This window comes from Bacillus nitratireducens (assembly GCF_036320425.1).
GTDB lineage: Bacteria > Bacillota > Bacilli > Bacillales > Bacillaceae_G > Bacillus_A > Bacillus_A nitratireducens.
The window spans coordinates 234,530-260,039 of the sequence record NZ_JAUMJO010000006.1 but is presented as its reverse complement, the minus strand read 5'-3'; the positions used below and the strand labels follow the sequence as shown (position 1 = coordinate 260,039).

Genomic DNA, 25,510 nt, shown 5'->3' with positions numbered 1-25,510 from the left:
ATATGAAAAATGAGCTCCATGTAATCTCAAATGGCCATATGCCATTCGAAGAGTTAGTGAATGTAGCGATGCAAATTGAGAGTGAGATTGATTATTTGCATATTCGTGAGCGTGAGAAAAGTACGAAGGAATTGCATGAAGGTATGGAAAGTCTTTTGAAGAAAGGCTTTCCGGCATCGAAGATAGTAATAAATGATCGAATTGATATTGCTATTTTATTAAATATTCCGCGTGTTCAGCTAGGATATCGAAGTGCAGATGTAAGGTTAGTAAAAGAAAAGTTTTCTTATTTGCATGTTGGTTATTCAGTACATTCTTTAGATGAAGCGATAGTGGCATTTAAAAATGGAGCGGATTCTCTCGTTTACGGTCATGTATTTCCAACGGCTTGTAAAAAAGATGTGCCAGCAAGAGGATTAGAAGAAATTGCTGATATGGCAAGGTGTTTATCCATACCAATAACTGCAATTGGTGGAATCACTCCTGAAAATACAGGTGATGTTCTTGCAAATGGTGTAAGTGGCATTGCTGTTATGTCCGGGATTATAAGCAGTAGTAATCCCTATAGCAAGGCGAAATCTTATAAGGAATCAATAAGAAAGTGGGCGGAAAAACATGTGTAAGAAGTATGATGTAGCGATTATTGGCGGAGGTGTAATTGGTAGTTCGGTTGCACATTTTCTAGCAGAAAGAGGGCGTAAAGTAGCGATTATAGAGAAGCAAAGAATCGCATCTGAAGCTTCGAAAGCAGCTGCTGGTTTACTTGGGGTTCAGGCAGAGTGGGATGAATATGATCCGTTGTTTGAACTTGCTAGAGAAAGCCGTGCTATATTTCCACAACTTGCAGAAGTTTTACGTGAAAAGACAGGCATCGATATTGGGTATGAAGAAAAAGGCATTTATCGCATTGCTCAAAATGAAGATGAGAAGGAAAGAATTCTTCATATTATGGATTGGCAACAGAAAACAGGTGAAGATTCTTATTTTCTAACGGGTGATCGTTTGCGAGAAAAAGAGCCGTTTCTATCCGAATCAATTATAGGAGCAGTATATTATCCAAAAGATGGTCATGTTATTGCACCAGAGCTTACGAAAGCATTCGCACACTCCGCGGCATTTTCTGGAGCTGATATATATGAACAAACAGAAGTGTTAGATATTCGAATTGAAAATGATAAAGTGACTGGGATTGTTACAAGTGAAGGTGTAATCATATGCGAAAAAGTCGTTATTGCTGGAGGGGCATGGAGTACGAAATTACTACAGTATTTCCATAGTGATTGGGGTACGTATCCTGTGAAGGGTGAAGTTGTTGCAGTAAGAAGCAAGAAACAGCTCTTGAAAGCTCCTATTTTCCAAGAACGTTTTTATATTACACCGAAGCGCGGTGGGCGTTACGTAATTGGAGCAACGATGAAGCCTCGTACGTTTAATAAAACTGTGCAACCAGAAAGTATTACTTCTATATTAGAGCGTGCTTATACAATATTGCCGGCTTTAAAAGAAGCAGAATGGGAAAGTACGTGGGCTGGGTTAAGACCGCAGTCTAATCACGAAGCTCCTTATATGGGAGAGCATGAAGAAATAAAAGGTTTATATGCTTGTACTGGACATTATCGAAATGGCATTTTATTAAGTCCTGTTTCTGGTCAGTATATGGCTGATTTAATAGAAGGAAAGCAGGAGAATCACTTGCTAGATTCATTGCTTTCTAAAACAGTTTAGAAAGGGGATGGAAGTTTGAATTTAAAAATTAATGGTAACCAAATTGAAGTGCCAGAGAGTGTAAAAACAGTAGCTGGGTTACTTACACATTTAGAATTAGATAACAGAATTGTTGTAGTAGAACGTAATAAAGATATTTTACAAAAAGATGATCATAACGATACATCTGTTTTTGATGGAGACCAAATTGAGATTGTAACTTTCGTAGGAGGCGGTTGATTATGTTAAACATTGGACCATTTTCATTTCATTCTAGACTTTTATTAGGAACAGGAAAATTCCCTGATTTTGATGTACAGCAAAAGGCAATTGATGTATCTGAGGCTGAGGTTTTAACGTTTGCAGTACGTCGTATGGATATATTCGATGCGAAGCAGCCGAATTTATTAGAGAAACTTGATGTAAAAAAATATAAGTTATTACCGAATACCGCAGGAGCAAAAAATGCTGAAGAAGCTGTTCGAATTGCGAAATTAGCAAAAGCTTCGGGGCTTTGCGATATGATCAAAGTAGAAGTTATTGGTGATGATAGAACGTTATTACCTGATCCAGTAGAAACGTTAAAGGCATCTGAAATGTTACTAGAAGAAGGATTTATCGTACTTCCGTATACATCTGATGATGTTGTATTAGCACGTAAATTACAAGAACTTGGTGTACACGCGATTATGCCAGGAGCATCACCGATTGGTTCAGGGCTTGGTATTGTAAATCCATTAAATTTAAGTTTCATTATTGAACAAGCGACAGTACCAGTTATTGTTGACGCTGGTATTGGTAGTCCAGCCGATGCAGCATTTGCAATGGAATTAGGAGCGGATGGTGTGTTATTAAATACAGCAGTATCTGGAGCAAACGATCCTATTAAAATGGCATACGCAATGAAATTAGGTATTGAGGCAGGACGATTAGGGTTTGAAGCAGGTCGTATTGCACGTAAACGTTGTGCAACAGCAAGTAGTCCTTTAGAAGGAATGAGTGTAGTTGAATAATCGATATTCTCGCCAAGAATTATTTTCTCCAATTGGAGAAGAAGGGCAACGAAAGATAAGAGAAAAGCATGTACTCATTATTGGTGCAGGCGCATTAGGTAGTGCAAACGCAGAGATGTTTGTAAGAGCAGGCGTTGGTCAAGTAACAATTGTTGACCGTGATTATGTCGATTGGAGTAATTTACAAAGGCAGCAATTGTATGCAGAGAGTGATGTAGAGAATAATCTTCCGAAGGCTGTAGCGGCAAAGAAACGTCTAGAAGAGATTAATAGTGAAGTACGAGTAGAAGCTCTCGTTCAGGATGTAACGGCTGAAGAGTTAGAAGAACTCGTTACAAATGTTGATGTAATCATCGATGCGACTGACAATTTCGAAACACGTTTCATTGTGAATGATATATCGAAAAAATATTCTATTCCATGGGTTTACGGGGCATGTGTAGGGAGTTACGGCCTTTCTTACACGATTCTTCCAGACAAAACGCCATGTTTATCTTGTTTATTACAATCGATTCCGCTTGGCGGAGCGACATGTGATACAGCGGGTATTATATCACCTGCTGTATCTCTTGTCGTTTCTCATCAAGTAACGGAAGCTCTTAAACTGTTAGTGGAAGATTACGAATCACTTCGAGAGGGACTTGTATCATTTGATGTATGGAAAAATGAATATTCATGTATGAATGTGCAAAAGCTTCGTAAACATAATTGTCTATCGTGTGGTGAACAGGCAATATATCCGTATTTAAATAAAGAAAACACTTCAAAAACAGCAGTGTTATGTGGGAGAAATACAGTTCAAATTAGACCACCTCATAAAGAGGAAATGGATTTTGAACAATATAAAAAATTGCTGAATGATCGCGTGAATGATTTGAATGTAAATCCATATTTATTATCATTTTCGGTTGAAGAAAAGAGATTAGTGGCTTTTAAAGATGGCCGTGTACTTGTACATGGAACGAAAGATATAAGCGAAGCGAAAACAATTTATCATCGCTATTTTGGGTAGAAAAGGATGAGTGGGATGAAAGTGAATAAAGCTTTAACAATTGCAGGGTCTGATAGCGGAGGCGGCGCTGGCATTCAAGCAGATTTAAAAACTTTCCAAGAGCTTGGTGTGTATGGAATGACGGCTATTACAGCAATTACTGCTCAAAATACGCTTGGCGTTCAAGGGGTATATCCTGTTTCTTTAGAAGGAATTACGGAACAGCTGAATTCAATTGGTACGGATTTAACGCCAGATGCTGTAAAACTAGGAATGTTATTTAGTAGTGAAATTATTCAAATTGTTGCAGAACATATTAAAAGATTCGGCTGGAATAATATTGTACTAGATCCTGTTATGATTGCAAAAGGCGGAGCATCATTATTACAACAAGAAGCAGTACAAGCATTAAAAGAATATTTATTGCCACTAGCAACTGTTGTAACACCGAATGTTCCTGAAGCAGAAGTGTTAACTGGGATGGAGATTCATAATATAGACGATAGTAAAGAAGCTGCGAAAGTATTGCATGAATTAGGTGCTAAATATGTGCTTATGAAGGGCGGGCATGCAGAATATCAAGGTAATGAAGTAATCGATTTCCTCTTTGATGGAGAAGAGTTTATTGAATTTAGAAGTGAACGAATTCCTTCGAAGCAAACGCACGGAAGTGGGTGTACATTTGCGTCTGCAGTTACAGCAGGACTTGCTAAAGGGTATTCAACTGAAGAGGCAGTTCAAGAGGCGAAACAATTTATTAGTATAGCGATTGAAGAGCCATTGAATATTGGAAGTGGTCATGGGCCGACGAATCATTTTGCATATAAATTGAATAAAACACAAGCATAAGTGAAAATTCAACCAGTGGGGCTATATCCTCACTGGTTATTAACGTTAATGATTAATAGAAGTTTAATATATGGTAGTGAATTTGATTGGGGTATCTTGTTTAAATGCGTCCTTTTAGATAAATAAAGTATATAAAAGGTGTGATGATATTAATATTAAAAATATAAGGTATGGAATCATGGCTTTCTTATTATTACTTAAGTATTTACTATAAATTAATAACAAACAAGAAATTAAAAAAATGATTTCTAGTGTAGTACGGAATTCAGTATAACTAGTAATAGTAACTAAAATCGCTAGAGTTAAAAGTAACGAATTACCTAGAATGTTTATTATTTTAATAAAATTATTCTTTTTACCCTCGTTCATATAGCATCCTCGTTTCACGTTTAATTTTTAATCATTTCTTTATTTAGTATTATTACAATACGACTCATGAAAATCCCTATTGAATATAAATATTTATAATGTCTAGCAACAATGCAAAATCCATCTTAAGGATTTTACATTGTTTACTTTTTCCAAATACAGGAGTAATATATCAGCCAGAATACATTTTTTGTAATACGCTGAGTCCAAATGTATGGAGCGGAGGAACCAATTGGTGCGTCGTCACTAGGGGTGAATCTTTCAATTTTGAAAGTAGGGCTACTCTCAAAGCCCGAATCCGACAGCTAACTTCGTAAGCGTCTTGAGAGAGGGCGGTGCCATGATGGATATATCACTTCGTCGGTCTGATTAGTATAGGAGAATATCAATCTATGTTTGAGTTCTTTTATGCTAAGGAGGATGAGGTACATGGAATTAACGCTTATTTGCGTTGGAGAAGAAAATAAGGTAAAGAGTTTAAGAGAGCTAGCAGCATTTCAGCATGAGTTAATTATTTTTACAGCAAATGAAGAGATAGCTGCTGAAGTTAGGAATTGTGGGTTTGATTGGACTTATAGCTGTAGTAAGGCGCAAGATTTTACTAGTATTTGTGAATGTATTAAGAAGGTGATTTTACTAGGGGATGAGCTTTCAATCGTTAGCTTCTTTACAGAACACATTCGCTTTTCTTTTCAGGCACCTATTACTGTTGTTACAAGGAATAAACGATATCCAGCGAGGCTCTATGAAACAATGGGAGCTAAATTTGTTGTGTTTACGAATTGTGATAATATTTCTTTTTTATTTTTTGAATAGGGCGGGGGAAAAGAAGATGAAGGTGTTGTTACTAGGAGATATAGCGAATCGCTGGGCGGTATCGGTAGAGCGAGTACAAGAATTGGTGGTGCTTGATCCTATTTTTCCAAGGCCCTATATTATATTGCCATCGAAAGACGCTTTATATTTAAAAACAGATGTTATCGAATATGAGCAGCTACATGCAGAATTGTCACAAGTTTATATTCGCGGGAGAAATTTGCGCGTGTTTTTGCGTGGAGAATAAATAGTGAAAAAAAGAGCGAATGCTGAGTGCAACAAGCTATGCACTTCATGCCATTCGCTCTTTTTATTTCGTATTTAAAAGATCATTTCTGTGAAAAAGAAAGAAAAGACGAGAAAACAGATGAAATAATATTAATAACACTCAATGTAAGCGTTTAAATAGATGGATATTTTCTTATTTTCAGTAATTTAGCTCTTTACAAGTTAAAAATAGAGGAGTATATTTACTCTCATAAATCATTCATGAAATTTCCAAAAAAAACCTAAAATCGCTGAGTTCCAGAAATGGAGCGGGGGAACCAATTTTGTGCATTGTCACTTGGGGTGAATCTTTCAATTTTGAAAGTAGGGCTACTCTTTAGGCCCGAATCCGACAGCTAACCTCGTAAGCGTTTAGAGAGGAGGTTTACTTTGTGTTGTTCATTTCGAACACTAAGTAGAGCTTAGTGTTCTTTTTTTGATAATAAGATGGTAAATTTTAACAAAAAGTGAGGGGTAGTTATGTTAGATGTGGTAATGATCGGGATTTTTGTTGGATTAGTCGCATCGATGGCAAGCCTGGCAAGTTGGTCAGATAAAGTTGTGAAAGAAGGGAAGCAATCATGACGATTGCCTTATCGGTTATTGTTGCAGCGATTACGGTGTACTTAGTGTACGCATTATTAAATCCAGAAAAGTTTTAATTAGGGGGAATCATTCATTATGATTTGGGTTGCAGTCGTTATTACAATGCTCTTGTTTATTTTAGTAGCAAAGCCAACGGGGATTTATTTAGAAAAAGCTTTTCAAGGTAGCAAAACGCTAGATAAAGTATTCGGGCCTTTTGAAAAACTTATTTTTAAAATTACGGGTGTAAAAGAATACAATCAAACGTGGAAACAGTACGCATTATCATTGGTGTTACTCAATGGATTTATGATTGTCGTCGTATATTTCATTTTCAGATTACAAGGTGTGCTGCCGCTAAATCCAGCGCATATTGAGGGAATGGAGCCTACGCTCGCTTTTAATACAGCAATTAGTTTTATGGCTGATACAAATTTACAGCATTATAGCGGTGAAAATGGTTTGTCTTATTTATCACAATTAATTGGGATTACATTTTTAATGTTCGCGGCACCAGCAACGACATTAGCACTTGTTATGGCGTTTATAAGAGGACTTGCTGGAAAAGAACTTGGTAACTTTTTCGTTGATTTTACGAGAGCATTAACGAGAGTTTTTCTTCCTATCGCATTTATTGCGGCGCTAGTCTTTGTCGCACTTGGTGTACCACAAACGTTAGACGGGGCGGTTACAGCACAAACAATTGATGGTGCGAAGCAAAGTATATTACGCGGGCCTGTTGCATCATTCGTTTCCATTAAGGAACTTGGAAATAACGGCGGAGGATTTTTCGGGGCAAACTCTACACATCCTTTCGAAAATCCAGGACAAATGAGTAATATTTTGCAAATGATGCTTATGATGTTATTGCCAACAGCACTTCCATTTACGTACGGACGAATGGTAGGAAATAAAAAACAAGGTCGCATCCTTTTCGTGTCACTATTCATGGTGTTTTTACTAGGATTTATAACGATTACGACATCTGAATTACATGGAAATCCAGCGTTAAATGGAATGGGTATCGAACATGTACAAGGAAGTACAGAAGGAAAAGAAGTACGATTTGGAACAGTATTTTCTTCCCTTTATGCGACAGTAACGACAGCTGCTGAAACAGGGGCTGTTAATACGATGCATGATACGTTAACACCAATTGGTGGTCTAGTTCCACTCGTAAATATGATGTTAAATACAGTATACGGCGGTGTTGGAGCAGGTTTTGTGAACATTATTATGTATGCAATTATTGCAGTCTTTATATCTGGTTTAATGGTTGGACGGACACCGGAGTTTTTAGGTAAGAAAATTGAAGGTAAGGAAATGAAATTGATTGCGGTAACGATTTTATTTCATCCATTGCTTATTTTAGGGTTTTCAGCATTAGCTCTTTCAACAAGCTTAGGAACGGATGCAATTTCTCATTCAGGTTTCCACGGTTTAACGCAAGTTGTATATGAATACACATCGTCAGCTGCGAATAACGGATCCGGATTTGAAGGATTAGCAGATAATACACCGTTTTGGAATATTACGACTGGTTTAGTTATGTTTTTAGGACGCTATTTCAGTTTAATTACGATGCTAGCTGTTGCAGCTTCACTGAAAGAGAAGACGGTAGTACCAGAAACAGTCGGAACATTCCGTACGGATAATAGTTTATTTGGTGGTATTTTCATCGGAACGATTGTAATCGTCGGTGCGTTAACATTCTTCCCGATGTTAGTACTTGGCCCAATTGCAGAATTTCTTACATTGAAGTAATGGAGGGTAAATGATGAGACCGGTAGTAGTAAAAGAAAAAAGAGTAAATGAATCACAAATACATGTTGTAGAAGATGAGGTTAGACAAGCGAAAACGATGGATCGTGATATCGTGACACATGCGATGAAACAATCCTTTGCGAAATTGAATCCGAAAGTAATGATAAAGAATCCGATTATGTTCGTTGTGGAAATTGGATTTATCATTACGTTCATTTTATCGTTTCTTCCAAGTCGTTCTAGTAGTGTACCAGGATGGTTTAATATAACAGTTTCTCTCATTCTATTATTTACAGTTTTATTTGCTAACTTTGCAGAAGCGTTAGCTGAAGGTCGTGGTAAAGCGCAAGCCGATTCTTTAAAACAATCGAAGAAAGATGTGTTTGCAAATGTTGTAAAAGAAAATGGAGATATTGTTCAAGTTTCAGCAACTGATCTGAGAAAAGGTGACGTTGTTATTGTAAAACAAGGAGAAATGATTCCAAATGATGGTGAAGTAATTAAAGGTTTAGCGTCTGTCGATGAATCTGCAATTACAGGGGAATCAGCTCCTGTAATAAAAGAGGCGGGCGGCGATTTTTGTTCAGTAACAGGCGGTACGATGGTCGTAAGTGATGAGATTACGATTGTAATTACGAGTAACCCTGGTGAATCATTTATTGATAAAATGATTTCTTTAGTAGAAGGAGCTGCTCGTCAAAAGACGCCGAATGAGATTGCTTTAAATACAGTATTAATGAGTTTAACGCTTATTTTCTTAATCGTTGTTGTGACGTTGCCGATATTTACAAATTATTTAGGATTTCAAATTGATACAGCTGTACTTGTAGCGTTGTTAGTTTGTTTAATTCCAACGACAATTGGTGGGCTATTATCAGCGATTGGTATTGCCGGGATGGACCGTGTGACAAAGTTTAATGTATTAGCGATGTCGGGTAAAGCAGTAGAAGCTGCGGGTGATATTAATACAATTATTTTAGATAAAACAGGTACGATTACTTTCGGGAACCGGATGGCACATACACTGCTCCCTGTAGGTAATGAAACGATTGAACAAGTAGGAAAGTGGGCAGCAATTAGTTCAGTTTTAGATGAAACACCAGAAGGTCGATCAGTTATAGAATATGTACAAACGAAATCTATATCATATAATAGAGAACTTGCCGAACAAGGTGAATTTGTTCCGTTTAAAGCAGAAACGAGAATGAGTGGTGTTGATTTAAAAGACGGAACGAAAGTGAGAAAAGGTGCTGTAGGTAGCGTGATTGAATGGGTTCAATCACAAGGTGGAATGATCCCGAAAGATGTGAATCAAAAAGCAGATTTCATTTCAAAAGAGGGCGGGACCCCACTTGTAGTTGCAGTGGATAATCGTATTTACGGTTTAATCTATTTAAAAGATACAGTAAAACCCGGTATGCGTGAGCGTTTTGAACAATTGCGCCAAATGGGGATTAAAACGGTTATGTGTACAGGGGATAACCCATTAACAGCAGCAACAATCGCAAAAGAAGCAGGGGTAGATGAATTCGTTGCTGAGTGTAAACCAGAAGATAAAATTGCAGTTATTAAAGCAGAGCAAGATAAAGGGAAACTTGTAGCGATGACCGGCGATGGTACAAATGATGCCCCGGCATTAGCGCAAGCTGATGTTGGATTAGCAATGAATAGTGGTACGACAGCTGCGAAAGAAGCAGCAAATATGATCGATTTAGATTCGAATCCAACGAAAATTATTGAGGTTGTAGGAATCGGTAAGCAATTGTTAATGACACGTGGTGCGTTAACGACGTTTAGTATTGCGAACGATATTGCAAAATATTTTGCAATCATTCCAGCAATGTTTACACTTGCGATTCCGCAAATGGAAGCATTAAACATTATGAAATTAACATCACCGCTTTCAGCAATCTTATCAGCATTAATATTTAATGCGGTTATTATTCCATTACTCATTCCGCTAGCGATGAAAGGTATCGCATATAAACCGATGAGTTCGAATGCACTACTTAGCCGAAACTTACTTATTTACGGGCTTGGTGGAGTTATCGTTCCGTTCATTGGAATTAAAGTAATTGATATGATCGTCGGTCTGTTCATATAAGGAAGAGGGGAAAAAAGATGGCGAAAAAACAAAGTATATTTTCACCAATTATTCGTATTACTTTTACGTTCTTAGTCTTGTGTGGCATTGTATACCCGCTTATTGTAACCGGTATTGCGCAAGCGGTAATGAAGGATAATGCGGATGGAAGTCTTATATATAATGATGAGGATGAAGTAGTTGGTTCAAAATTAATCGGTCAAAATTTCACAGATCCACGTTATTTTCATGGGCGTGTCTCTAGTATAGAATATAAAGCAGAAGCGTCTGGTTCAAATAACTATGCACCGTCTAATCCAGATTTAGCAAAACGAGTTGAGAAAAGTATTGAAGACTGGAAAAAACAAAATCCAACCATTCCAGTTACAGAAGTGCCGATAGATTTAGTGACGAATTCAGGTTCAGGGCTTGATCCTGATATTAGTCCGAAGGCGGCTTCCGTACAGGTGGATCGCATCTCGAAAATAACGAATATTCCGAAAGAAAATCTAGATCAATTGATTAAGGATCAAACGGAAGGTGCTGCACTTGGTTTGTTTGGAGAAGATCGCGTGAACGTCTTAAAGTTAAATTTAGAATTACAGAAACTAATGAAATAGTAACAGTGCTACCTCAATCTAAAGGATTGAGGTAGTGTTGTTTCGAAAGAAAGGTTGTGAGTATTTTGTATGCGGATGACTATAAACCAACGTTTCAAAGGCGAACGCCAGAGGAATATTTAGAATATATTCGTCAGCAAAATCGGGGGAAGTTAAAGCTATATGTAGGAGCAGCTCCAGGAGTAGGGAAAAGTTATAAAATGCTCTTTGATGCAAGAGAGATGAAAAAAGATGGTATTGATATTGTCATTGGTTTAATTGAAACGCACGGCAGAATCGAGACGGAAGAAGCAATTGCTGATTTAGAAAAAGTCCCTTTAAAAGAAATAGATTATAAAGGAAAGGGATTTTATGAGCTTGATGTGGAAGGAATTATAAAGCGTGCGCCGCAAGTAGTTGTAGTGGATGAACTCGCGCATAGTAATATTCCTGGATCTAAAAATAAGAAGCGTTATATGGATGTTCAAGAATTGCTAGAGGCTGGTATATCAGTATTATCAGCATTTAATATTCAACATTTAGAAAGTGTTCATGACATTGTAGCTCAAATTACGAATGTAAAAGTAAGAGAGCGTATTCCAGATTTTATTTTGCAAAAAGCAAATGAAATTCAACTTGTTGATGCAACACCTGAGGTACTCCGGAAGAGATTAGTTGATGGAAAGATATATAAGGAAGAAAAAATAAAGCAAAGCTTACAAAACTTCTTTACGCTTAATAATTTAGGGGCACTAAGGGAATTGTCGCTTCGTGAAGTTGCAGATGATATGGATGATAAAATTAGCCAAACAGTTATAGAACCGATTGGGGTGAAAGAAAAAATTCTCGTTTGTGTACAATACAGTTCAACAGCAGAGAAATTAATACGGAGAGGTTGGCGCATGGCCGATCGGTTAAACGCTGAATTGTATGTGTTAAACGTAGAAAGGGAAAATATAGATTCCCTTTCAGCAGGGAAAAAGCAAACAATTGAAGAGTGGAAATCGCTAACGAATCAATTTGATGCGAGCTTTGTATTAGAAGAAGCAAAGGGAAGAAAGCCCGCTGATGTTATTATTGAAGTTGCAAAAAGACTACAGGTGACACAAGTTTTACTTGGGCAATCGGCGAGAACACGGTGGGAAGAAATACGAAAAGGTTCTATTGTAAATGAAATTATGAGACAAACGAAGTATATTGATATTCATATCGTTGCTGATCAAAGAGCTTAAGAGACCATCTATAGGTCTCTTAAGCTTTTTGTGCAGCATGGGAATGTAGCATTTTCATTGCGTGTAAAACTATAAGTAGAAATATAATTGCCCCTAGGAAGAAAATCCAAAAGTAATTTTGATTAAATAAAAGAAACCCACCTACAATAGGCCCTGTACCCATACCAAGATAGCGAATGAAGTTGTACATACCGATGGCAGTTGCGCGTTCTTGTACGAATTCTTCCGTTAATAAAGTAGTGTGAGTCGGCATAGAAAGTCCCATACTAAAACCGTATAAAGAGGTAACGATAATTACGGATGGGATAGTGATGCTATATGTGAAAGAGAATAAAGTGACACATATAATGTTGAAGAAACTAGTGATGAATAAAGCCTGCCTTGTTTTGAAATGTTTTTGCAAAAATTTGTAGCAATAGCTTCCTAACATAAGAGAAAGGGACATTGGTACAAACATAAGACCAATTTCGCTTGCGCTTAGATGAAATATATTTGTTAATATGCTAGGTAAAAAAACGAGGAAACAGAAATATATACAAAATTGAATAAAGCCAATAAGTGTAATGGAAAATCCAGTTTTATTTTTTAAGATAAGCCAGTAATTCTTTTTTGCTTTAGGTTTCTCAATTACATTTGGTTTTGTTTCTGGAAGTAGTGAAATGTTTATAATTAATAAGATGATGCCAATTGTAGATAAAAAAAGAAATACAGATAAGTGGCCATTTATACTGCCGAGATAGCCACCTATGAGAGGACCGATTGCAGGTGCGAGAGCAAGTAACATTTGATAAAGGCTCATCGCTTCTCCGCGTTCTTTTCCTTCAAATAAATCACCGATAATCGTTGCTGCAACTACAGGTATAGCCGCTATTCCTATAGCTTGAACAGCTCTAAAAAATAGAAATAAGTAAATGTTTGGTGAGAAAGCACAACCAATTGAGCCGATTGTACTAATGATTAAACTAGGGATAAGGACAGATTTTCTTCCCTTTGTATCAATTAAAGGTCCGTATATGAGCTGCATAACCGCAAGAACGAATGTGAAAAGTGAAACGGTTAAATTTACAAGATAAAGAGAAGTATGAAACGAATTTTGAATCATCGGCAAGATAGGTGTATAAATATTTTGAGCGAAGGAACCGAGTAAGGCACTCATACAGACAACATATAAAATGAAATTCAGTTTGTTTTTTTCCATAATGTTAACCTCCTTGTCATTTGGTTTCCTTGGAAACTAAATTAATTTTAACATGATTTTCTCACTTGTAAAGATGAAAAAATGATTTTAAAATGGTATATAGTTAAATTGTTTCTTTGGAAACTTAGGAGGCGAATGGATTGGAACGTACAGCGAAACAAATGGAAATACTTTCGGATATTCGTACACTTTTTCATAAAAAAGAAGAGTATTTGAAAGAAAATAATGAGAAGTTTCTTCGTGAGACAGGTGTAAGTGGTATGTCTTTATCTGAGTTACATGTTATCGAGTGTATCGGAAAAAATGGTCTGATGAATGTAACTGCTATTGCAACAGAAATGGGAATGACGAAAGGCGCAATCTCTAAAATTTGTACAAAGTTGTTTCAAAAGCAATTCGTTGAGAAAATGCAAATGTTAGATAATCAAAAAGAAATTTTCTTCCGCTTAACGGAAAGAGGAAATGAAATATATAAAGCTCATGAAAAATTGCATAAACAAGCTGAAGAAAAGTGGCTGTTACTTTTAGATGGATATACGAAAGAAGAGCAAGATTTTATTCAAAGGTTTATAAAGGATGTCTCTGGTCATTTGGAAATATAATTGGAAGAAAAAACCCCTCCATTTCAAGCCTTTTCAATATAATTTCTGAAAGAACTCATATATAATAGAAAAAGATACTTAACATAGTGAATAATTAAAGAGTCAATATATATAAAGAGGAGAGAATAACATGCTTGAAAATACGGGGTTAGTATTAGAAGGCGGCGGTATGCGTGGTGTATATACGGGCGGGATACTAGAATACTTTATGGAACAAGGCTTATATTTTCCATATGTAGTCGGTGTATCAGCTGGTGCTTGCCATGCAGCGTCGTATCTTTCCAGACAAAGAAATAGAAATAAAACGGTCAATATTGATTATGTATCACATCCGAAGTATTTATCATATAAAAACTTATGGAGAAAACGTCAGTTATTTGATATGGATTTCATTTTTCATGAAATACCAGAAAAGCATGTGCCGTTTGATTTTGAAACATACTTTAATAGTCCCGAACGCTTCCTTGTAGGAACAACGGATTGTGAAACAGGGCAGTCTGTTTATTTTGAAAAAGAGGGAACGAATGATGATGCGCTCAATTTATTACAAGCGTCTAGTTCATTACCTTTCATTGCACCAGTAGTAAATTACCGTGGTAAGCAATTGTTAGATGGCGGGATTTCTGATCCGATTCCAGTCCGTAAAGCACAGGAGGATGGATTTAGAAAATCAGTCGTTATTTTGACGAGAAATTATGGTTACGCAAAGAAAAAATCAAAATTTGGCTGGGTTGCAGCGAAAGCTTATAAAAAATATCCGAACCTTGTTAATACGATGCTAACTCGTTATGAAGTGTATAATGAAACACTTCACTACATTGAAAAAGAAGAGCAGGCGGGTAATTTATTTGTTATTCGCCCAGAAGTGCCGCTTCAAGTAGATCGTATGGAAAAAGATGCGACAAAACTACAAAGTTTATATGAGCAAGGCTATGAGGATGCAAAGAGACAATTTGCAGATTTACAGGCGTTTTTGCAAAAATAAGTATTAGGCTGTGGAGATGGAGTTCTCTGCAGCCTTTTTTATTATTGGTTTCAATACCGAATGTTGGTTATATACATTTTTAGGTCATGGTATAATATGGATAAAAGTATGTAGAGAGGTGATACATATGGAAAATGTATATAAAGGGCTTAGACATACTGGATTTACTATGTTGCTTATTTTTGGTGGCGTATTTCTACTGCGCTGGTTCATTCATGATGAAATGTTATTAGATCAGCTTATTGGTTTTAGTATAGGAATGGTAATGGTTATTTCATCAGTGTTCATTCAAAAGTATAGTAAAGAATTGCAGGTAAATGAGAAATATTAAAGGTTTCTAACCTCTTTTAAGTAGTTTGGTCGTAGAGGAGGCTTTCATATGATTTTTTTATTTGCGGTATATTTTGTTTTTATTATGACATTGTTAATTACATTTCTTCTTTCTAAAAGATCATTTGAGAAGCCTTTTATTAAATATATACCAGCGTTCATATTGTTTATTTTGGCTTTCATTTCTTCTATTATTTTTGTATTTAATAACGGAATGAGAGAGCTTATGATAGCAATATTCTTAGGTGTTACAGCAATAGCGAACGGTCTTTTGCTTTTTGCGTTGAAAGTAGTTCGTGTGATTGTTGCAAAAGGAAAGTAGCGCATCGGAATTCGATGCGCTACTTTTTTATTTACGCTTCTTTTTAATAAATGAAAAGGCTAAAGCTGCAATTAAAATACTGCCTTTAATGATATCTTGTGCATAATAAGGAACGTTCATCATTGTAAGGCCGTTTAATATGATTCCAATTAATACGGAACCAAGAAATGTTCCGATGACATTTGGTTTCTTAGCACCGAACATTGCATAACCGATATAGGCAGCTGCAACTGCATCCATTAATAATGGGGCGCCAGCTGAAACTTGTCCTGTTCCAACGCGGCTACATAGAATAATACCGCCAATAGAGGCAAGTAAACCGCTAATCATATAAGCATATACACGGTAACGATCAGTAGGAATACCAGCTAGTCTAGCAGCTTCCCGATTCCCACCTGTCATATAAAAGAAACGACCGTACGTTGTTTTTTCTAAAAATACATATGCAATTAAAACGACGATAAGCATGATAATGACAGGGACTGGAATTCCTAACACAGAACCTTGGCCGATAAATAAAAAGGATGGAATAAAATGTCCTTTGGCACCAGACATTCCTTCATAAATAGAAGATCCTTTTGAAAATGTTAAGTGTAGTCCATTCACGATATACATGATACTTAATGTAGCTAGTAAATCTGGTAGTTTAATTCGGATAACGAGTAGTGCATTTAATAATCCAACTAATAGCCCACAAAGAATAGGAACAAGGAGTGTGACTAATAGTTCTTGTCGATATAAAACGAGACAGGAAGCAGTGGCAATGGTTGCTAAACTAGCGGTAGAGCCGACTGATAAATCAAATCCATCTACAATTAATGTAAAGGTAACACCAATTGCAAGTAACGTTACGATAGAAATGGAACGTAAAATATCACTAATATTGTTGTATGTTAAAAAAGAATCGTTGACGATAGAGAAGAAAATTGTAACACCTATAATGATAGCAATCGTACTAAATTGATAAAAAAGATGAGTAGGTAAATATAGTTTCTTAGTTTTGGTTTTATGAACGAGATTCAATGGAATAACTCCCTTCAGATAAATGTAAAAGCTGTTCAGGAGATAGTTCGTCTGGTAAGTATTCACCTACAAATTCTCCGTTTGCCATTATAAGAATGCGATCAGCGATATGTAGTGCTTCATCTTGTTCTCCTGTGAAGTAAATTACGGAACTTCCGTTTTCTGTAATGTTACGAATGAATTGAAAAATGTCTTGTTTTGCAGCTATGTCTACACCTTTAGTTGGCTCGTCCAAAAGAAATAGATTTGGTTTGAATCCATGCCACTTTGCAATGGAGACTTTTTGCTGGTTTCCACCGCTAAGTGAATGAATAAATGCTTTTGGGTCATTGGGTGAAATGCTGAAAGAAGAAATTGCTGTAGTAGCATTATTTACTTCGGTTTGCTTTCGTCTCCAACCTGATTGGTGTAAATTAGTGTGGCTTATAATATCTTCCGAAAGAAATACGCCTTGTTTTCTTCTTTCCTCTGGTACAAGTGCGATCTTTGCTTTAATCGCATCTCGCGGTGTTTTAATTGTTATTGTTTGACCATCTATTTCTGCGTGATAAGTATGACGAGTACCAAATAACGTTTCAGCAAGTGTTGTTTTGCCACTGCCAATTAATCCGTATATCACAACAGTTTCACCTTTCCGTACGGTGAGAGAAAGGGGAGAATGGTCTTTGTGTAATGGAAGTTCTTGTACTTTAAATAATTCTTCGTTCCCTCGTTTTGGTGCTGTATTAATAGGAAGTGTAAGTTGTTTTCCAGTCATCGCTTCCACAATTTGTTGATCTGTAACCTTTGTAATCGCTTCAGAAAGTGCAACTTTACCGTTATGTAATACGGTTACATCATCCGCGAAATTTCGAATCTCTGATAAACGATGAGAAATTAAGATGATGCCAATTCCTTTCAATGTTAAATCTTTTAATAGTTGCCCGAAGGTTTCAACTTCTTTCGGTCCAAGAGAAGAAGTAGGCTCATCTAATAAAAGATAATTTGTATTGTTGGATAAAGCTCTTGCGATAAGAAGTAATTGTTTTTCATGTAATGAGCAGTTTGAAACATCTTCCGAAACATTTAAATCAGCCTGTACAATTTGCAAATGTTGTTTAGCGAGTGAGACTAACTTTGACTTTGAAAATAGTACTTTATTTTGCATTGCTAAATGATCGATTAGTACATTTTCTAATACAGATAATCCAGGAATAAGTCCGTGATCCACTTCTTGTGTCACGAAAGAAATACCATGCTTTTTTGCATCGCGTGGTGAAGTAAAGGAAATAGACTGATTATCAATTTTTATATTTCCAGAAATTGGTTGAATTTCACCAGTTGCTATTTTTATTAAAGTACTTTTTCCTGCACCATTCATTCCTAGTAAAGCGTGAACTTTTCCTTTTTGTATGTTAATAGAAACATTTTCTAGTACAGGGGTAGAGATGTGATAAGAATGTGTAATGTTTTGAAGAGAGAATGTCATCATTTTTTCTCCTTCTCTAATTTTTTCATCCAAGGTGAATATGCATCTTTCGAGTCTCCCCAACCGTTTATATGTTTTGATAATTGATCCATCTTTATATTTTCTTGTGGCAAACTATTTTTCTTTACTAAATAAGGTTCTAGTGAATAAATATCTGGCGTTTGTTCACCAGCGATTTTCTTGTATAAGAAACGCACTTGAACTTTACCGACTTCAGCTGGATCGGTTGCAGCCGTAGCAGTCCAAGGTGAATTTTCTTTTTGCATGAGTTGTAAATCTTCATTACTTAAGTCAATGCTGTATACTTTTATATCTGTACGACCAGCTTGTTCGAGTGCTTTGACGGCCCCCTTAGCAAACTCATCCCACGAAGCGAAAATAGCTTGTAAATCACCTTTTTTCGGATATTTTTTTAGTAAAGCTTCTACTTGTGTTTGCGTATCAAGTGGTGTGTTATTACTAGCGGTACCAAAGCGTGCAACTTCTTTTATATTTGGATAACGTTTATAAAAAGCATCAATGATAATATTGCGACGTTCCATTGGGGCAAATCCGCCAACCCATACGACGGCGATATTCCCTTGTCCATTCAGATCTTCCGCTAACGTTTTTAATGATTTCCATGCAAGACTATAATCATCTTGATCAATAATCGTTACACCCGGTAAGCGTAGATCGTTATCAAATGCAACTACAGGAATATTCGTTTGTAATGCTTTTTCTACTCCGGGTTTTAGTGCTTCAGAGCGACCGTGATCAATTAAAATACCATCAACTTTTGAATTAATAGCAGTATCTAGATTTGCTGCCATTTTTGCTAAATCATTATCAGAATTGTAGACTTGCACACTGCCGCCGAATAGCTCGACTTGTTTTTTGACACCCTCAATATATTGAGAGGAAAAAGTTCCGATGGACATTTGCATAATTAATGCGATTTTTAATGGCTTTTTTACTTGGCTTGGAATTTCTGTTTGTAAATGATTTGCTGCTGTAGTAGTTTCTTTCTTCACCGTTTGTTGCTTTTGTGAAGAGATAGCATCTTGTTCATTTGTGCAAGCTGTTAATGCGAGTAAGAGAATAATGAGTACGGTGGAACATAATTTTTTCATAAAAAAATCCCTCCTAAATTAAGAAAAGAGAGGAGGGAGTGAAAATAAAAACGTCTTTTCATATAGAAAAGACGTCTTATCATATTACTCTTATCTTTCAACACAATGTGTTGTAAGAATTAGCACCGTGCCCATAAATGGGTCGGTTGCCGGGCTTCGTAGGGCTCATCCCTCCACCTGCTCTTGATAAGACATCGAATATTTAACTATTTCGAATTATTCCATAAGTGTATGCTGTTGTCAAATGTTTTTTTGTAAATAAAAAATCCCTCTTTATGAGGGATTTTAATGTGGTAAGAAAACTAATTGATAAGCGAACAAGATTCCGAATAAATACACAAGTGGGTGAACAGCACGGAATTGTCCTTTTGCCATTTTCATAAGTGGGTATGAAATAAATCCAAGTGCAATACCTGTTGAAATACTTGATGTAAGTGGCATGCTTAAGATTACTAAAAATGCTGGGAATGCTTCATCGAACGTATCCCAATCGATGTGGCGAACTGAACCCATCATAAGACTACCAACGATAATTAATGATGGTGCTGTAATAGCTGAAACGCCAGAAACAGCGCTCACTAACGGTCCGAAGAATGCTGCTAATGCAAACAGAACAGCTACTGTAACAGTTGTTAAACCAGTACGGCCACCAGCTGCAACACCAGCAGAAGATTCAATGTAAGCTGTTGATGGTGTTGTTCCGAACATAGCTCCAATTGTTGCTGAGAATGAGTCAGATAGAAGAGCTCGTCCTGCTTTTGGAAGCTTTCCGTCTTTTATAAATCCACCTTGTTGTGCTACACCAAGTAATGTTCCTGTTGTATCAAATAATGTAACAAGGAAGAATGAGAACACAACGCCGTATAATCCGTAGTTAATTACATCAGATACAGCAGTAATTGGGTTTGAAACGATAATGCCTTCTGGTAATCCAGGCATTGACGTAACGCCATTTGAGAACGTTAATTGCCCTGTGAAATAAGCGATAATACCAGTTAGTAACATTCCGATAAATAGTGCCCCGTTTATATTTAAAGACATAAGGATAATTGTAATTCCAAGACCAGCTAATGCTAGTAGAACTGGAGCAGAGTGAAGATCGCCAAGTCCAACTAAGTTTGCATCATTTTTAGTAACAATGCCTGTTAATCGCAAACCGATAAAAGCAATAAAAAGACCAATACCAGCAGTAAGTGCATGTTTTAAGTTTTCAGGAATTACTTCCATTAATTTCGTACGGAAAGATGTGAATGATAACAAAATTAAAATCATACCTGCTACGAATACAGCAGAGAATGCAATTGCGAAAGTCATGCCTTCATGAGCTTTTACAACAGAGTAAGAGAAGTAAGCATTTAATCCCATACCTGGTGCAATTGCGATTGGTAAGTTTGTAAAGATTGCCATAAATAATGTTCCGACAACAGCGGCGATAATAGTAGCTGTAAATGCTTGTTCAAATGGAACGCCTGCATCCCCAAGGATAACAGGGTTTACGACAATGATATATGCCATTGTTAAAAAGGTAATAATACCTGCCATAATTTCAGTTTTAATAGAAGTTTTATGTTTTGAAAGGTTAAACATATAAACATCCTTTCTTTTTACGAATAATTTTCACAACAGTTATATATAATATTCGTTTTTTGACTTTTTTGCAATAGTTTTGCATAAAAACTTTAGAACAATCCATATTTTATGTCTTAAATTTGAATATTAGCCGTAAAAACGAGTGGGAATTGTGGTTTTCTCATGTGTAAGTAGTTTTTAATATTGTGCACATGATAAGGGGAAAGGAGTTGAAGAAAGTTATGCCGCAGCAAAAAAACTTTTTAACAATGCCAGCACAACATCAAAATAAACAGCCTGGTATTGAATCGTTAATGAGTCCTCTTCCAAAGTTTGAAGATCCAAATTATAAAGGAAGCGAAAAATTAAAAGGAAAGAATATATTAATTACAGGGGGAGATAGCGGGATTGGACGAGCTGTGTCCATCGCCTTTGCAAAAGAGGGAGCAAATATTGCGATTGCTTATTTAGATGAGGATGAAGATGCAAATGAGACGAAAAAACTTGTTGAAAAAGAAGGCGTGAATTGTGTATTACTGCCAGGGGATTTGAGTTGTGAACAACATTGTAAAGATATTGTGGAAGAGACCGTCCGGCAGTTGGGCAGTTTAAATGTTCTTGTGAATAACGTCGCACAGCAATATCCGCAGCAAGGACTAGAGTATATTACAGCGGAACAGCTAGAAACGACATTCCGTATTAATATTTTCTCTTATTTTCATGTTGCAAAAGCAGCGCTATCCCATTTAAAGCAGGGGGATGTAATTATAAATACAGCATCTATCGTTGCGTATGAAGGAAATGAAACGTTGATTGATTATTCTGCAACGAAAGGAGCAATTGTCGCGTTTACAAGGTCGCTATCTCAATCATTAGTACAAAAAGGGATTCGTGTAAATGGTGTTGCACCAGGTCCAATTTGGACACCGCTTATTCCATCAAGTTTTGATGAGAAAAAAGTATCACAGTTCGGGAGCAATGTTCCTATGCAAAGACCTGGTCAGCCGTATGAATTAGCGCCTGCGTATGTATATTTGGCGTCTAATGATTCGGCATATGTAACAGGGCAGATGATACATGTAAATGGGGGCGTTATTGTAAATGGATAGTTTTCATTTATAAGAGCAAAGTAAAGCTAATTGCATTTATTATGATACTAGTGCTAGGGAGGATTTAGATGAAGAAAGTATTGTTTATCGTAATCCTATTTTTCTGCCTACCAGCTAGCGCTTTTGCTAATACAGATCATTTAATTTTAGTGAACCTTACGACGAATCAGTTGTCTTTCTTTGAAGAAGGAAACTATACGAAAACGTTTCCGATAACAACTGGAAGAGATCGTACACCTACGCCTGAAGGTAATTTTTGTATTATTACTAAATATAAAAATAAAGAATACCATCGAAAAAAAATACCTGGGGGTGCACCGAATAATCCTCTCGGCACGAGGTGGCTTGGGCTAGATAAAAATGAATATGCGATTCATGGGACTAATCGGGAATGGACGATTGGAAGTAGAGAATCAAATGGTTGTATTCGCATGCATGATAGGGATATACAGTGGTTATATGACCGAGTCCAATTACAAACAAAAGTAATCATTTCTCGTTTTTATACGAGCCCTGAATATGAAGCGAATAAGCTTGGTTATCGTGTTGTGAGTTGGAATGGTCGTAAAGTAGAAGAAGAACAAATTGGAACACTTACGCTAGTAGACCGTGTAAATATATATTGGCAAGAACCAAATGGACAATTGACGAAAGTAAAAACGGTATTGCCAAATGAAAAATATGCAGTGTACTCCAAACGAAAAGATGGGATATATTATATAGGAAGAAATTTGTATATTGTTGATGAAACGGGAGAAAAAATTCGTTATGAGCAACTACCTTATTCGATCTTAAGTAATATATATAAAAGAAAATATGATGCTCCGTAATAGCTACCGTGTATAGGCGGTAGCTTATTTGTGATGAAGTGAAACTTAATGGGGGAATTGCTCTTCTTTGCTGATTATAAATTTATACTAACTGGGATTCATGTAAATAGCGGGATAAAAAAATTGAAACAGCAACTATTATGTTTTGCTGAATATAATACAGTACAGATTGGGGGGCGGTCACATTATGAAAAGTGAATTTGCATTTAAAATTTTCTTAATCACGACTTGTTTATTTATCGTGTATTTATATGCGTTACTCGTCTTCTCCTTTTATGTTCCATATATTGATTTAATATTGTTCGTCGGATTTATTTGGGCGTTTGTTAAAGCGAGGGAAGGGGAGAAGAGTGTATATCGACGCATCACTTTATGCGGGACGGTCCTTCTTGTTATTTTGTACTTTTTTATGATGCATGATTTTTGGAGAGGAATGTAAAAAAGCATACGACTAATCGTATGCTTTTACGTTTAATATTTTGGTTTAAATGTATGGCAACAAGTTTCTACACTCGTTGTTACAGAACTTTCAAGCGTCTCGTTTGTTAAAGTAGCGCTTGTAAACGAATCATTTGTATTCTGACCAGCCTCTTGTGCATCCGGTTGAACAACGATTGCACTTGCTTGACAAAAGTTACCTTGTCCCCAAAATGAGCAATTGGAAACAGAGCATTTTACTTCAGGCATAAAACCCCCTCCTTATACATTAGTGTGGGATTTTACGTCCATTTCATGTATAGAAGGAGTTTCCTTTTCTCGTTATTTTTTCGTTTGCTCAAGCCATTCTTTTAATTTGTCTTCCGGTTGTTCACCACTAATACGGCTTACTTCTTTGCCATCTTTAAAGTGAATGATTGTTGGAGTTCCTTTAATTTTATATTCATCCCAAGGAGCATCTAGTTTTTCAATGTCCATAACTTTCATATCAACGTTCAAGTCTTTAGCCATTGGTACTACGATAGGAGATAGCTTTTGACAATGAACGCAAGATGTTTGATAAAAGTATACTGTTTCTTCTTTTTTCTCTTTTAAATTCTTTTGGAGATCTGAAAGAGAGATTTTATTTGTATAGTAGTCAGGGCCATTTGTCTTACTATCAGTAGCATTATCAATTTTTTGGCTAGTAGCGCTTTTTTCTTCCATTTGTGTTACAGCGAAAATGGCTGCGAACAAGGCGATAATAATACCACCAAATATAAGCATTTTTTTCATTTTTTCATCTCCTTATTTGTTTCTTATTACAATAAAACTACAAACAGCGATTGTAATAAAGCCGATAAGTGCTAAAAACGGGATTGTAATAAAACCAAACCAGTTTATGAATTCTCCGGTGCAGGGCACACGGCCGCAAGCTGCCCCAGCAGCTGAAAATGCTGCGACTTTTTGAATTGCATAGTGATATAAAGAAATACAAGCACCAATACTTGCAATTGGTAAGGAATAACTTGCAATGCGATAATCTTTTTTTACTACAGCAATGCCGAGCCATAAAACGAATGGATACATAAAGATACGTTGATACCAACAAAGTACACAAGGCTCAAATTTCATGATTTCGGAAAAGTATAGGCTACCAAGTGTCGCAATAAAAGAAGCTCCCCATGCAGCAAATAAAGCATACTCTTGCTTTTTTTCTCGTCCCATATTTTATACCTCACTTATAATAGTTACATACTAAATTATAGTATGAAGTGGTAGGGAAAAGAAAGAAAAAATATGTTTATCAATAAAAGTTTTATAAGGAGAAACTTTTATTGATATAAACATTTTAAAAAAGCGCTATTCTCATAAAGAGAATAGCGCTATATTTTACATTTGAATTTGCTCTACTTCTTCTACATGTGACTTTTGGGATGCATGGTCAATGTATTGAAATAGGAGCTGCAATTGTTTATCAACTTCTGGTAGTTCTTTACTGTATTGATAAGCGTGTAAAAAATGTTCAATACGCTTAGAAAATAATTGATCGTTTGTTTGAACCATGAGAACGAGTAATTTATCCCAATTACAGCAATACGTGTAATAGAGAGCTTTATCGTAGTCGTTATATGTTTGCACTGTGTACCCTCCTTACCGAGGAGTTATATATAGTGTGTGACAAGCGAGGAGAAATACACTTGAAAGAATTTGTTAAGAAAAAAAGTGAATGAAAAGAAAAAAACGAGGGATTTCCTCGTTTTTATGCTTTTGGCATTGGCGTAGGTGTTGGCTTGCCATAGCCTTCTTTGTATTTATCGTCAATATAGTTACGAATTTCAAGAGTTGATTTTCCTTTTTGTTTCATCGCAGCAGATTCAACTGCGATTTCTAGGCAATTGACGCAAGTTGTTGCGTGGGAATCCCAAACAACTTCACCATTCTTTTTAATTTCGCGAATAAAGCAGTTTTTATTATTTTTATGTCCTACACTCTCACCGCAACCGCAGTAACATGGAATCCAATCTAATAGCTCTGCATTTTGTCCAGCGACAGTGTAGATATCTTTCATTTGTGGATCAAGCTTGTCTAGGAAGGTAGGGAGTGTGTCGACTCCTTTTGTTTTTTCCTGAATGTCAGCTTGCTGAGTGTGCGTGGCATGATCATGTTCTTCTTTTGATTCAGATGATTTTTTTTCATTTGTACCAGTACTCCCGCATCCAGCAAGAATTAAACTCAGTACTGCAAGTAAAGAAAATACATACTTTTTCATT

General features: G+C 36.3%; 31 protein-coding genes and 3 riboswitches. Of the genes, 21 read left to right on the top strand and 10 right to left on the bottom strand.

What is annotated here, in order from left to right:
* Positions 1-2: 2 nt before the first annotated feature.
* From tenI to kdpDN, 14 genes are all read left to right on the top strand, one after another.
* Positions 3-623 carry a thiazole tautomerase TenI gene (gene tenI, locus Q3V31_RS23270; RefSeq protein ID WP_016128723.1) on the top strand — a complete coding sequence of 207 codons (621 nt, stop codon included), beginning with the start codon at positions 3-5 and terminating at the stop codon, positions 621-623.
* Positions 616-1,725 carry a glycine oxidase ThiO gene (thiO, locus tag Q3V31_RS23265; protein ID WP_000335195.1) on the top strand — a complete coding sequence of 370 codons (1,110 nt, stop codon included), beginning with the start codon at positions 616-618 and terminating at the stop codon, positions 1,723-1,725. Before tenI ends, thiO begins: the two co-directional genes overlap by 8 nt.
* A 15-nt stretch (positions 1,726-1,740) precedes the next feature.
* Positions 1,741-1,944, top strand: a complete 204-nt coding sequence (gene thiS, locus Q3V31_RS23260; protein WP_001049509.1) for a sulfur carrier protein ThiS — start codon at positions 1,741-1,743, stop codon at positions 1,942-1,944.
* A 2-nt stretch (positions 1,945-1,946) separates the two neighbouring features.
* The gene (thiG, locus tag Q3V31_RS23255; protein WP_000931991.1) at positions 1,947-2,717 is read left to right on the top strand and encodes a thiazole synthase; all 771 of its coding nucleotides are present in this window, start codon (positions 1,947-1,949) and stop codon (positions 2,715-2,717) included.
* The gene (gene thiF, locus Q3V31_RS23250; protein WP_016128724.1) at positions 2,710-3,729 is read left to right on the top strand and encodes a thiazole biosynthesis adenylyltransferase ThiF; all 1,020 of its coding nucleotides are present in this window, start codon (positions 2,710-2,712) and stop codon (positions 3,727-3,729) included. Before thiG ends, thiF begins: the two co-directional genes overlap by 8 nt.
* Positions 3,730-3,735: 6 nt before the next feature.
* A complete protein-coding gene (gene thiD / locus Q3V31_RS23245; protein ID WP_141435236.1) occupies positions 3,736-4,557 on the top strand; it encodes a bifunctional hydroxymethylpyrimidine kinase/phosphomethylpyrimidine kinase in 822 nt (273 codons plus the stop codon).
* Between the two features lie 557 nt (positions 4,558-5,114).
* Positions 5,115-5,262: riboswitch (cyclic di-AMP (ydaO/yuaA leader) on the top strand.
* 93 nt (positions 5,263-5,355) lie between these two features.
* On the top strand, positions 5,356-5,742 hold the full coding sequence (locus tag Q3V31_RS23240) for a hypothetical protein (RefSeq protein ID WP_000424065.1): 387 nt from the start codon (positions 5,356-5,358) through the stop codon (positions 5,740-5,742).
* Positions 5,743-5,758: 16 nt separating this feature from the next.
* Entirely contained in the window at positions 5,759-5,989 is a 231-nt protein-coding gene (locus Q3V31_RS23235; RefSeq protein ID WP_000866317.1) for a hypothetical protein, read from the top strand.
* Positions 5,990-6,248: 259 nt separating this feature from the next.
* Positions 6,249-6,394: riboswitch (cyclic di-AMP (ydaO/yuaA leader) on the top strand.
* 95 nt (positions 6,395-6,489) lie between these two features.
* A complete protein-coding gene (locus tag Q3V31_RS23230) occupies positions 6,490-6,594 on the top strand; it encodes a SipW-dependent-type signal peptide-containing protein (RefSeq protein ID WP_000887888.1) in 105 nt (34 codons plus the stop codon).
* Positions 6,591-6,671 (top strand): K(+)-transporting ATPase subunit F, encoded by an 81-nt coding sequence (gene kdpF / locus Q3V31_RS23225; protein WP_000150656.1) that lies wholly within the window; start codon positions 6,591-6,593, stop codon positions 6,669-6,671. The genes Q3V31_RS23230 and kdpF overlap by 4 nt, the downstream gene beginning before the upstream one ends.
* A gap of 19 nt (positions 6,672-6,690) precedes the next feature.
* Positions 6,691-8,358 (top strand): potassium-transporting ATPase subunit KdpA, encoded by a 1,668-nt coding sequence (gene kdpA, locus Q3V31_RS23220; protein WP_000638365.1) that lies wholly within the window; start codon positions 6,691-6,693, stop codon positions 8,356-8,358.
* A 13-nt stretch (positions 8,359-8,371) separates the two neighbouring features.
* Positions 8,372-10,462 (top strand): potassium-transporting ATPase subunit KdpB, encoded by a 2,091-nt coding sequence (kdpB, locus tag Q3V31_RS23215; protein WP_016128727.1) that lies wholly within the window; start codon positions 8,372-8,374, stop codon positions 10,460-10,462.
* Between the two features lie 17 nt (positions 10,463-10,479).
* Positions 10,480-11,061: a K(+)-transporting ATPase subunit C gene (gene kdpC, locus Q3V31_RS23210; protein WP_016128728.1), complete on the top strand. Its 582-nt coding sequence runs from the start codon at positions 10,480-10,482 to the stop codon at positions 11,059-11,061.
* Positions 11,062-11,117: 56 nt separating this feature from the next.
* Entirely contained in the window at positions 11,118-12,272 is a 1,155-nt protein-coding gene (gene kdpDN, locus Q3V31_RS23205; protein WP_080119853.1) for a KdpD-like non-kinase potassium sensor, read from the top strand.
* A 19-nt stretch (positions 12,273-12,291) separates the two neighbouring features.
* On the opposite strand, the gene Q3V31_RS23200 is transcribed toward kdpDN, so the two are convergent.
* Positions 12,292-13,470: an MFS transporter gene (locus Q3V31_RS23200; RefSeq protein WP_016128730.1), complete on the bottom strand. Its 1,179-nt coding sequence runs from the start codon at positions 13,468-13,470 to the stop codon at positions 12,292-12,294.
* A gap of 140 nt (positions 13,471-13,610) precedes the next feature.
* Here Q3V31_RS23200 and Q3V31_RS23195 point away from each other — a divergent pair, with 140 nt between their 5' ends.
* The 4 genes from Q3V31_RS23195 (at position 13,611) to Q3V31_RS23180 (ending at position 15,709) form a co-directional block, all read left to right on the top strand.
* A complete protein-coding gene (locus Q3V31_RS23195) occupies positions 13,611-14,072 on the top strand; it encodes a MarR family transcriptional regulator (RefSeq protein ID WP_000442450.1) in 462 nt (153 codons plus the stop codon).
* Between the two features lie 130 nt (positions 14,073-14,202).
* Positions 14,203-15,057 (top strand): patatin-like phospholipase family protein, encoded by an 855-nt coding sequence (locus Q3V31_RS23190; RefSeq protein ID WP_000892709.1) that lies wholly within the window; start codon positions 14,203-14,205, stop codon positions 15,055-15,057.
* A gap of 127 nt (positions 15,058-15,184) precedes the next feature.
* A complete protein-coding gene (locus Q3V31_RS23185; protein ID WP_000432819.1) occupies positions 15,185-15,388 on the top strand; it encodes a hypothetical protein in 204 nt (67 codons plus the stop codon).
* A 48-nt stretch (positions 15,389-15,436) separates the two neighbouring features.
* The gene (locus tag Q3V31_RS23180; RefSeq protein ID WP_000576470.1) at positions 15,437-15,709 is read left to right on the top strand and encodes a hypothetical protein; all 273 of its coding nucleotides are present in this window, start codon (positions 15,437-15,439) and stop codon (positions 15,707-15,709) included.
* Between the two features lie 27 nt (positions 15,710-15,736).
* Here the strand turns inward: Q3V31_RS23180 and Q3V31_RS23175 are convergent, their stop codons facing one another.
* The 4 genes from Q3V31_RS23175 to Q3V31_RS23160 all read right to left on the bottom strand — a co-directional run bounded on the left by Q3V31_RS23175 (position 15,737) and on the right by Q3V31_RS23160 (position 20,899).
* The gene (locus tag Q3V31_RS23175; RefSeq protein ID WP_259416826.1) at positions 15,737-16,732 is read right to left on the bottom strand and encodes an ABC transporter permease; all 996 of its coding nucleotides are present in this window, start codon (positions 16,730-16,732) and stop codon (positions 15,737-15,739) included.
* Entirely contained in the window at positions 16,716-18,203 is a 1,488-nt protein-coding gene (locus tag Q3V31_RS23170) for a sugar ABC transporter ATP-binding protein (protein WP_016128731.1), read from the bottom strand. Before Q3V31_RS23170 ends, Q3V31_RS23175 begins: the two co-directional genes overlap by 17 nt.
* Positions 18,200-19,312: a sugar ABC transporter substrate-binding protein gene (locus tag Q3V31_RS23165; RefSeq protein ID WP_000732099.1), complete on the bottom strand. Its 1,113-nt coding sequence runs from the start codon at positions 19,310-19,312 to the stop codon at positions 18,200-18,202. Before Q3V31_RS23165 ends, Q3V31_RS23170 begins: the two co-directional genes overlap by 4 nt.
* Before the next feature lie 87 nt (positions 19,313-19,399).
* Positions 19,400-19,505, bottom strand: a riboswitch (SAM riboswitch).
* 92 nt (positions 19,506-19,597) lie between these two features.
* Positions 19,598-20,899, bottom strand: a complete 1,302-nt coding sequence (locus Q3V31_RS23160) for an NCS2 family permease (protein WP_000482735.1) — start codon at positions 20,897-20,899, stop codon at positions 19,598-19,600.
* A 224-nt stretch (positions 20,900-21,123) separates the two neighbouring features.
* Here Q3V31_RS23160 and Q3V31_RS23155 point away from each other — a divergent pair, with 224 nt between their 5' ends.
* From Q3V31_RS23155 to Q3V31_RS23145, 3 genes are all read left to right on the top strand, one after another.
* Positions 21,124-21,990, top strand: a complete 867-nt coding sequence (locus Q3V31_RS23155) for an SDR family oxidoreductase (RefSeq protein ID WP_016128732.1) — start codon at positions 21,124-21,126, stop codon at positions 21,988-21,990.
* Positions 21,991-22,058: 68 nt separating this feature from the next.
* Complete coding sequence (locus Q3V31_RS23150) at positions 22,059-22,820, top strand: L,D-transpeptidase (protein WP_016128733.1); 762 nt, start codon at positions 22,059-22,061, stop codon at positions 22,818-22,820.
* A gap of 187 nt (positions 22,821-23,007) precedes the next feature.
* The gene (locus tag Q3V31_RS23145; RefSeq protein WP_000834189.1) at positions 23,008-23,259 is read left to right on the top strand and encodes a hypothetical protein; all 252 of its coding nucleotides are present in this window, start codon (positions 23,008-23,010) and stop codon (positions 23,257-23,259) included.
* 32 nt (positions 23,260-23,291) lie between these two features.
* On the opposite strand, the gene Q3V31_RS23140 is transcribed toward Q3V31_RS23145, so the two are convergent.
* The 5 genes from Q3V31_RS23140 to Q3V31_RS23120 all read right to left on the bottom strand — a co-directional run bounded on the left by Q3V31_RS23140 (position 23,292) and on the right by Q3V31_RS23120 (position 25,509).
* Positions 23,292-23,507 carry a DUF1540 domain-containing protein gene (locus Q3V31_RS23140; RefSeq protein ID WP_001115400.1) on the bottom strand — a complete coding sequence of 72 codons (216 nt, stop codon included), beginning with the start codon at positions 23,505-23,507 and terminating at the stop codon, positions 23,292-23,294.
* A gap of 72 nt (positions 23,508-23,579) precedes the next feature.
* On the bottom strand, positions 23,580-24,032 hold the full coding sequence (locus Q3V31_RS23135) for a thioredoxin family protein (protein ID WP_000738446.1): 453 nt from the start codon (positions 24,030-24,032) through the stop codon (positions 23,580-23,582).
* Between the two features lie 12 nt (positions 24,033-24,044).
* Positions 24,045-24,464 (bottom strand): disulfide formation protein C, encoded by a 420-nt coding sequence (locus Q3V31_RS23130; protein ID WP_000532252.1) that lies wholly within the window; start codon positions 24,462-24,464, stop codon positions 24,045-24,047.
* A gap of 165 nt (positions 24,465-24,629) precedes the next feature.
* Positions 24,630-24,878, bottom strand: a complete 249-nt coding sequence (locus Q3V31_RS23125; RefSeq protein ID WP_001195459.1) for a YhdB family protein — start codon at positions 24,876-24,878, stop codon at positions 24,630-24,632.
* Positions 24,879-24,999: 121 nt separating this feature from the next.
* Complete coding sequence (locus Q3V31_RS23120; RefSeq protein WP_000761032.1) at positions 25,000-25,509, bottom strand: PCYCGC domain-containing protein; 510 nt, start codon at positions 25,507-25,509, stop codon at positions 25,000-25,002.
* Between the last annotated feature and the right edge of the window lies 1 nt (position 25,510).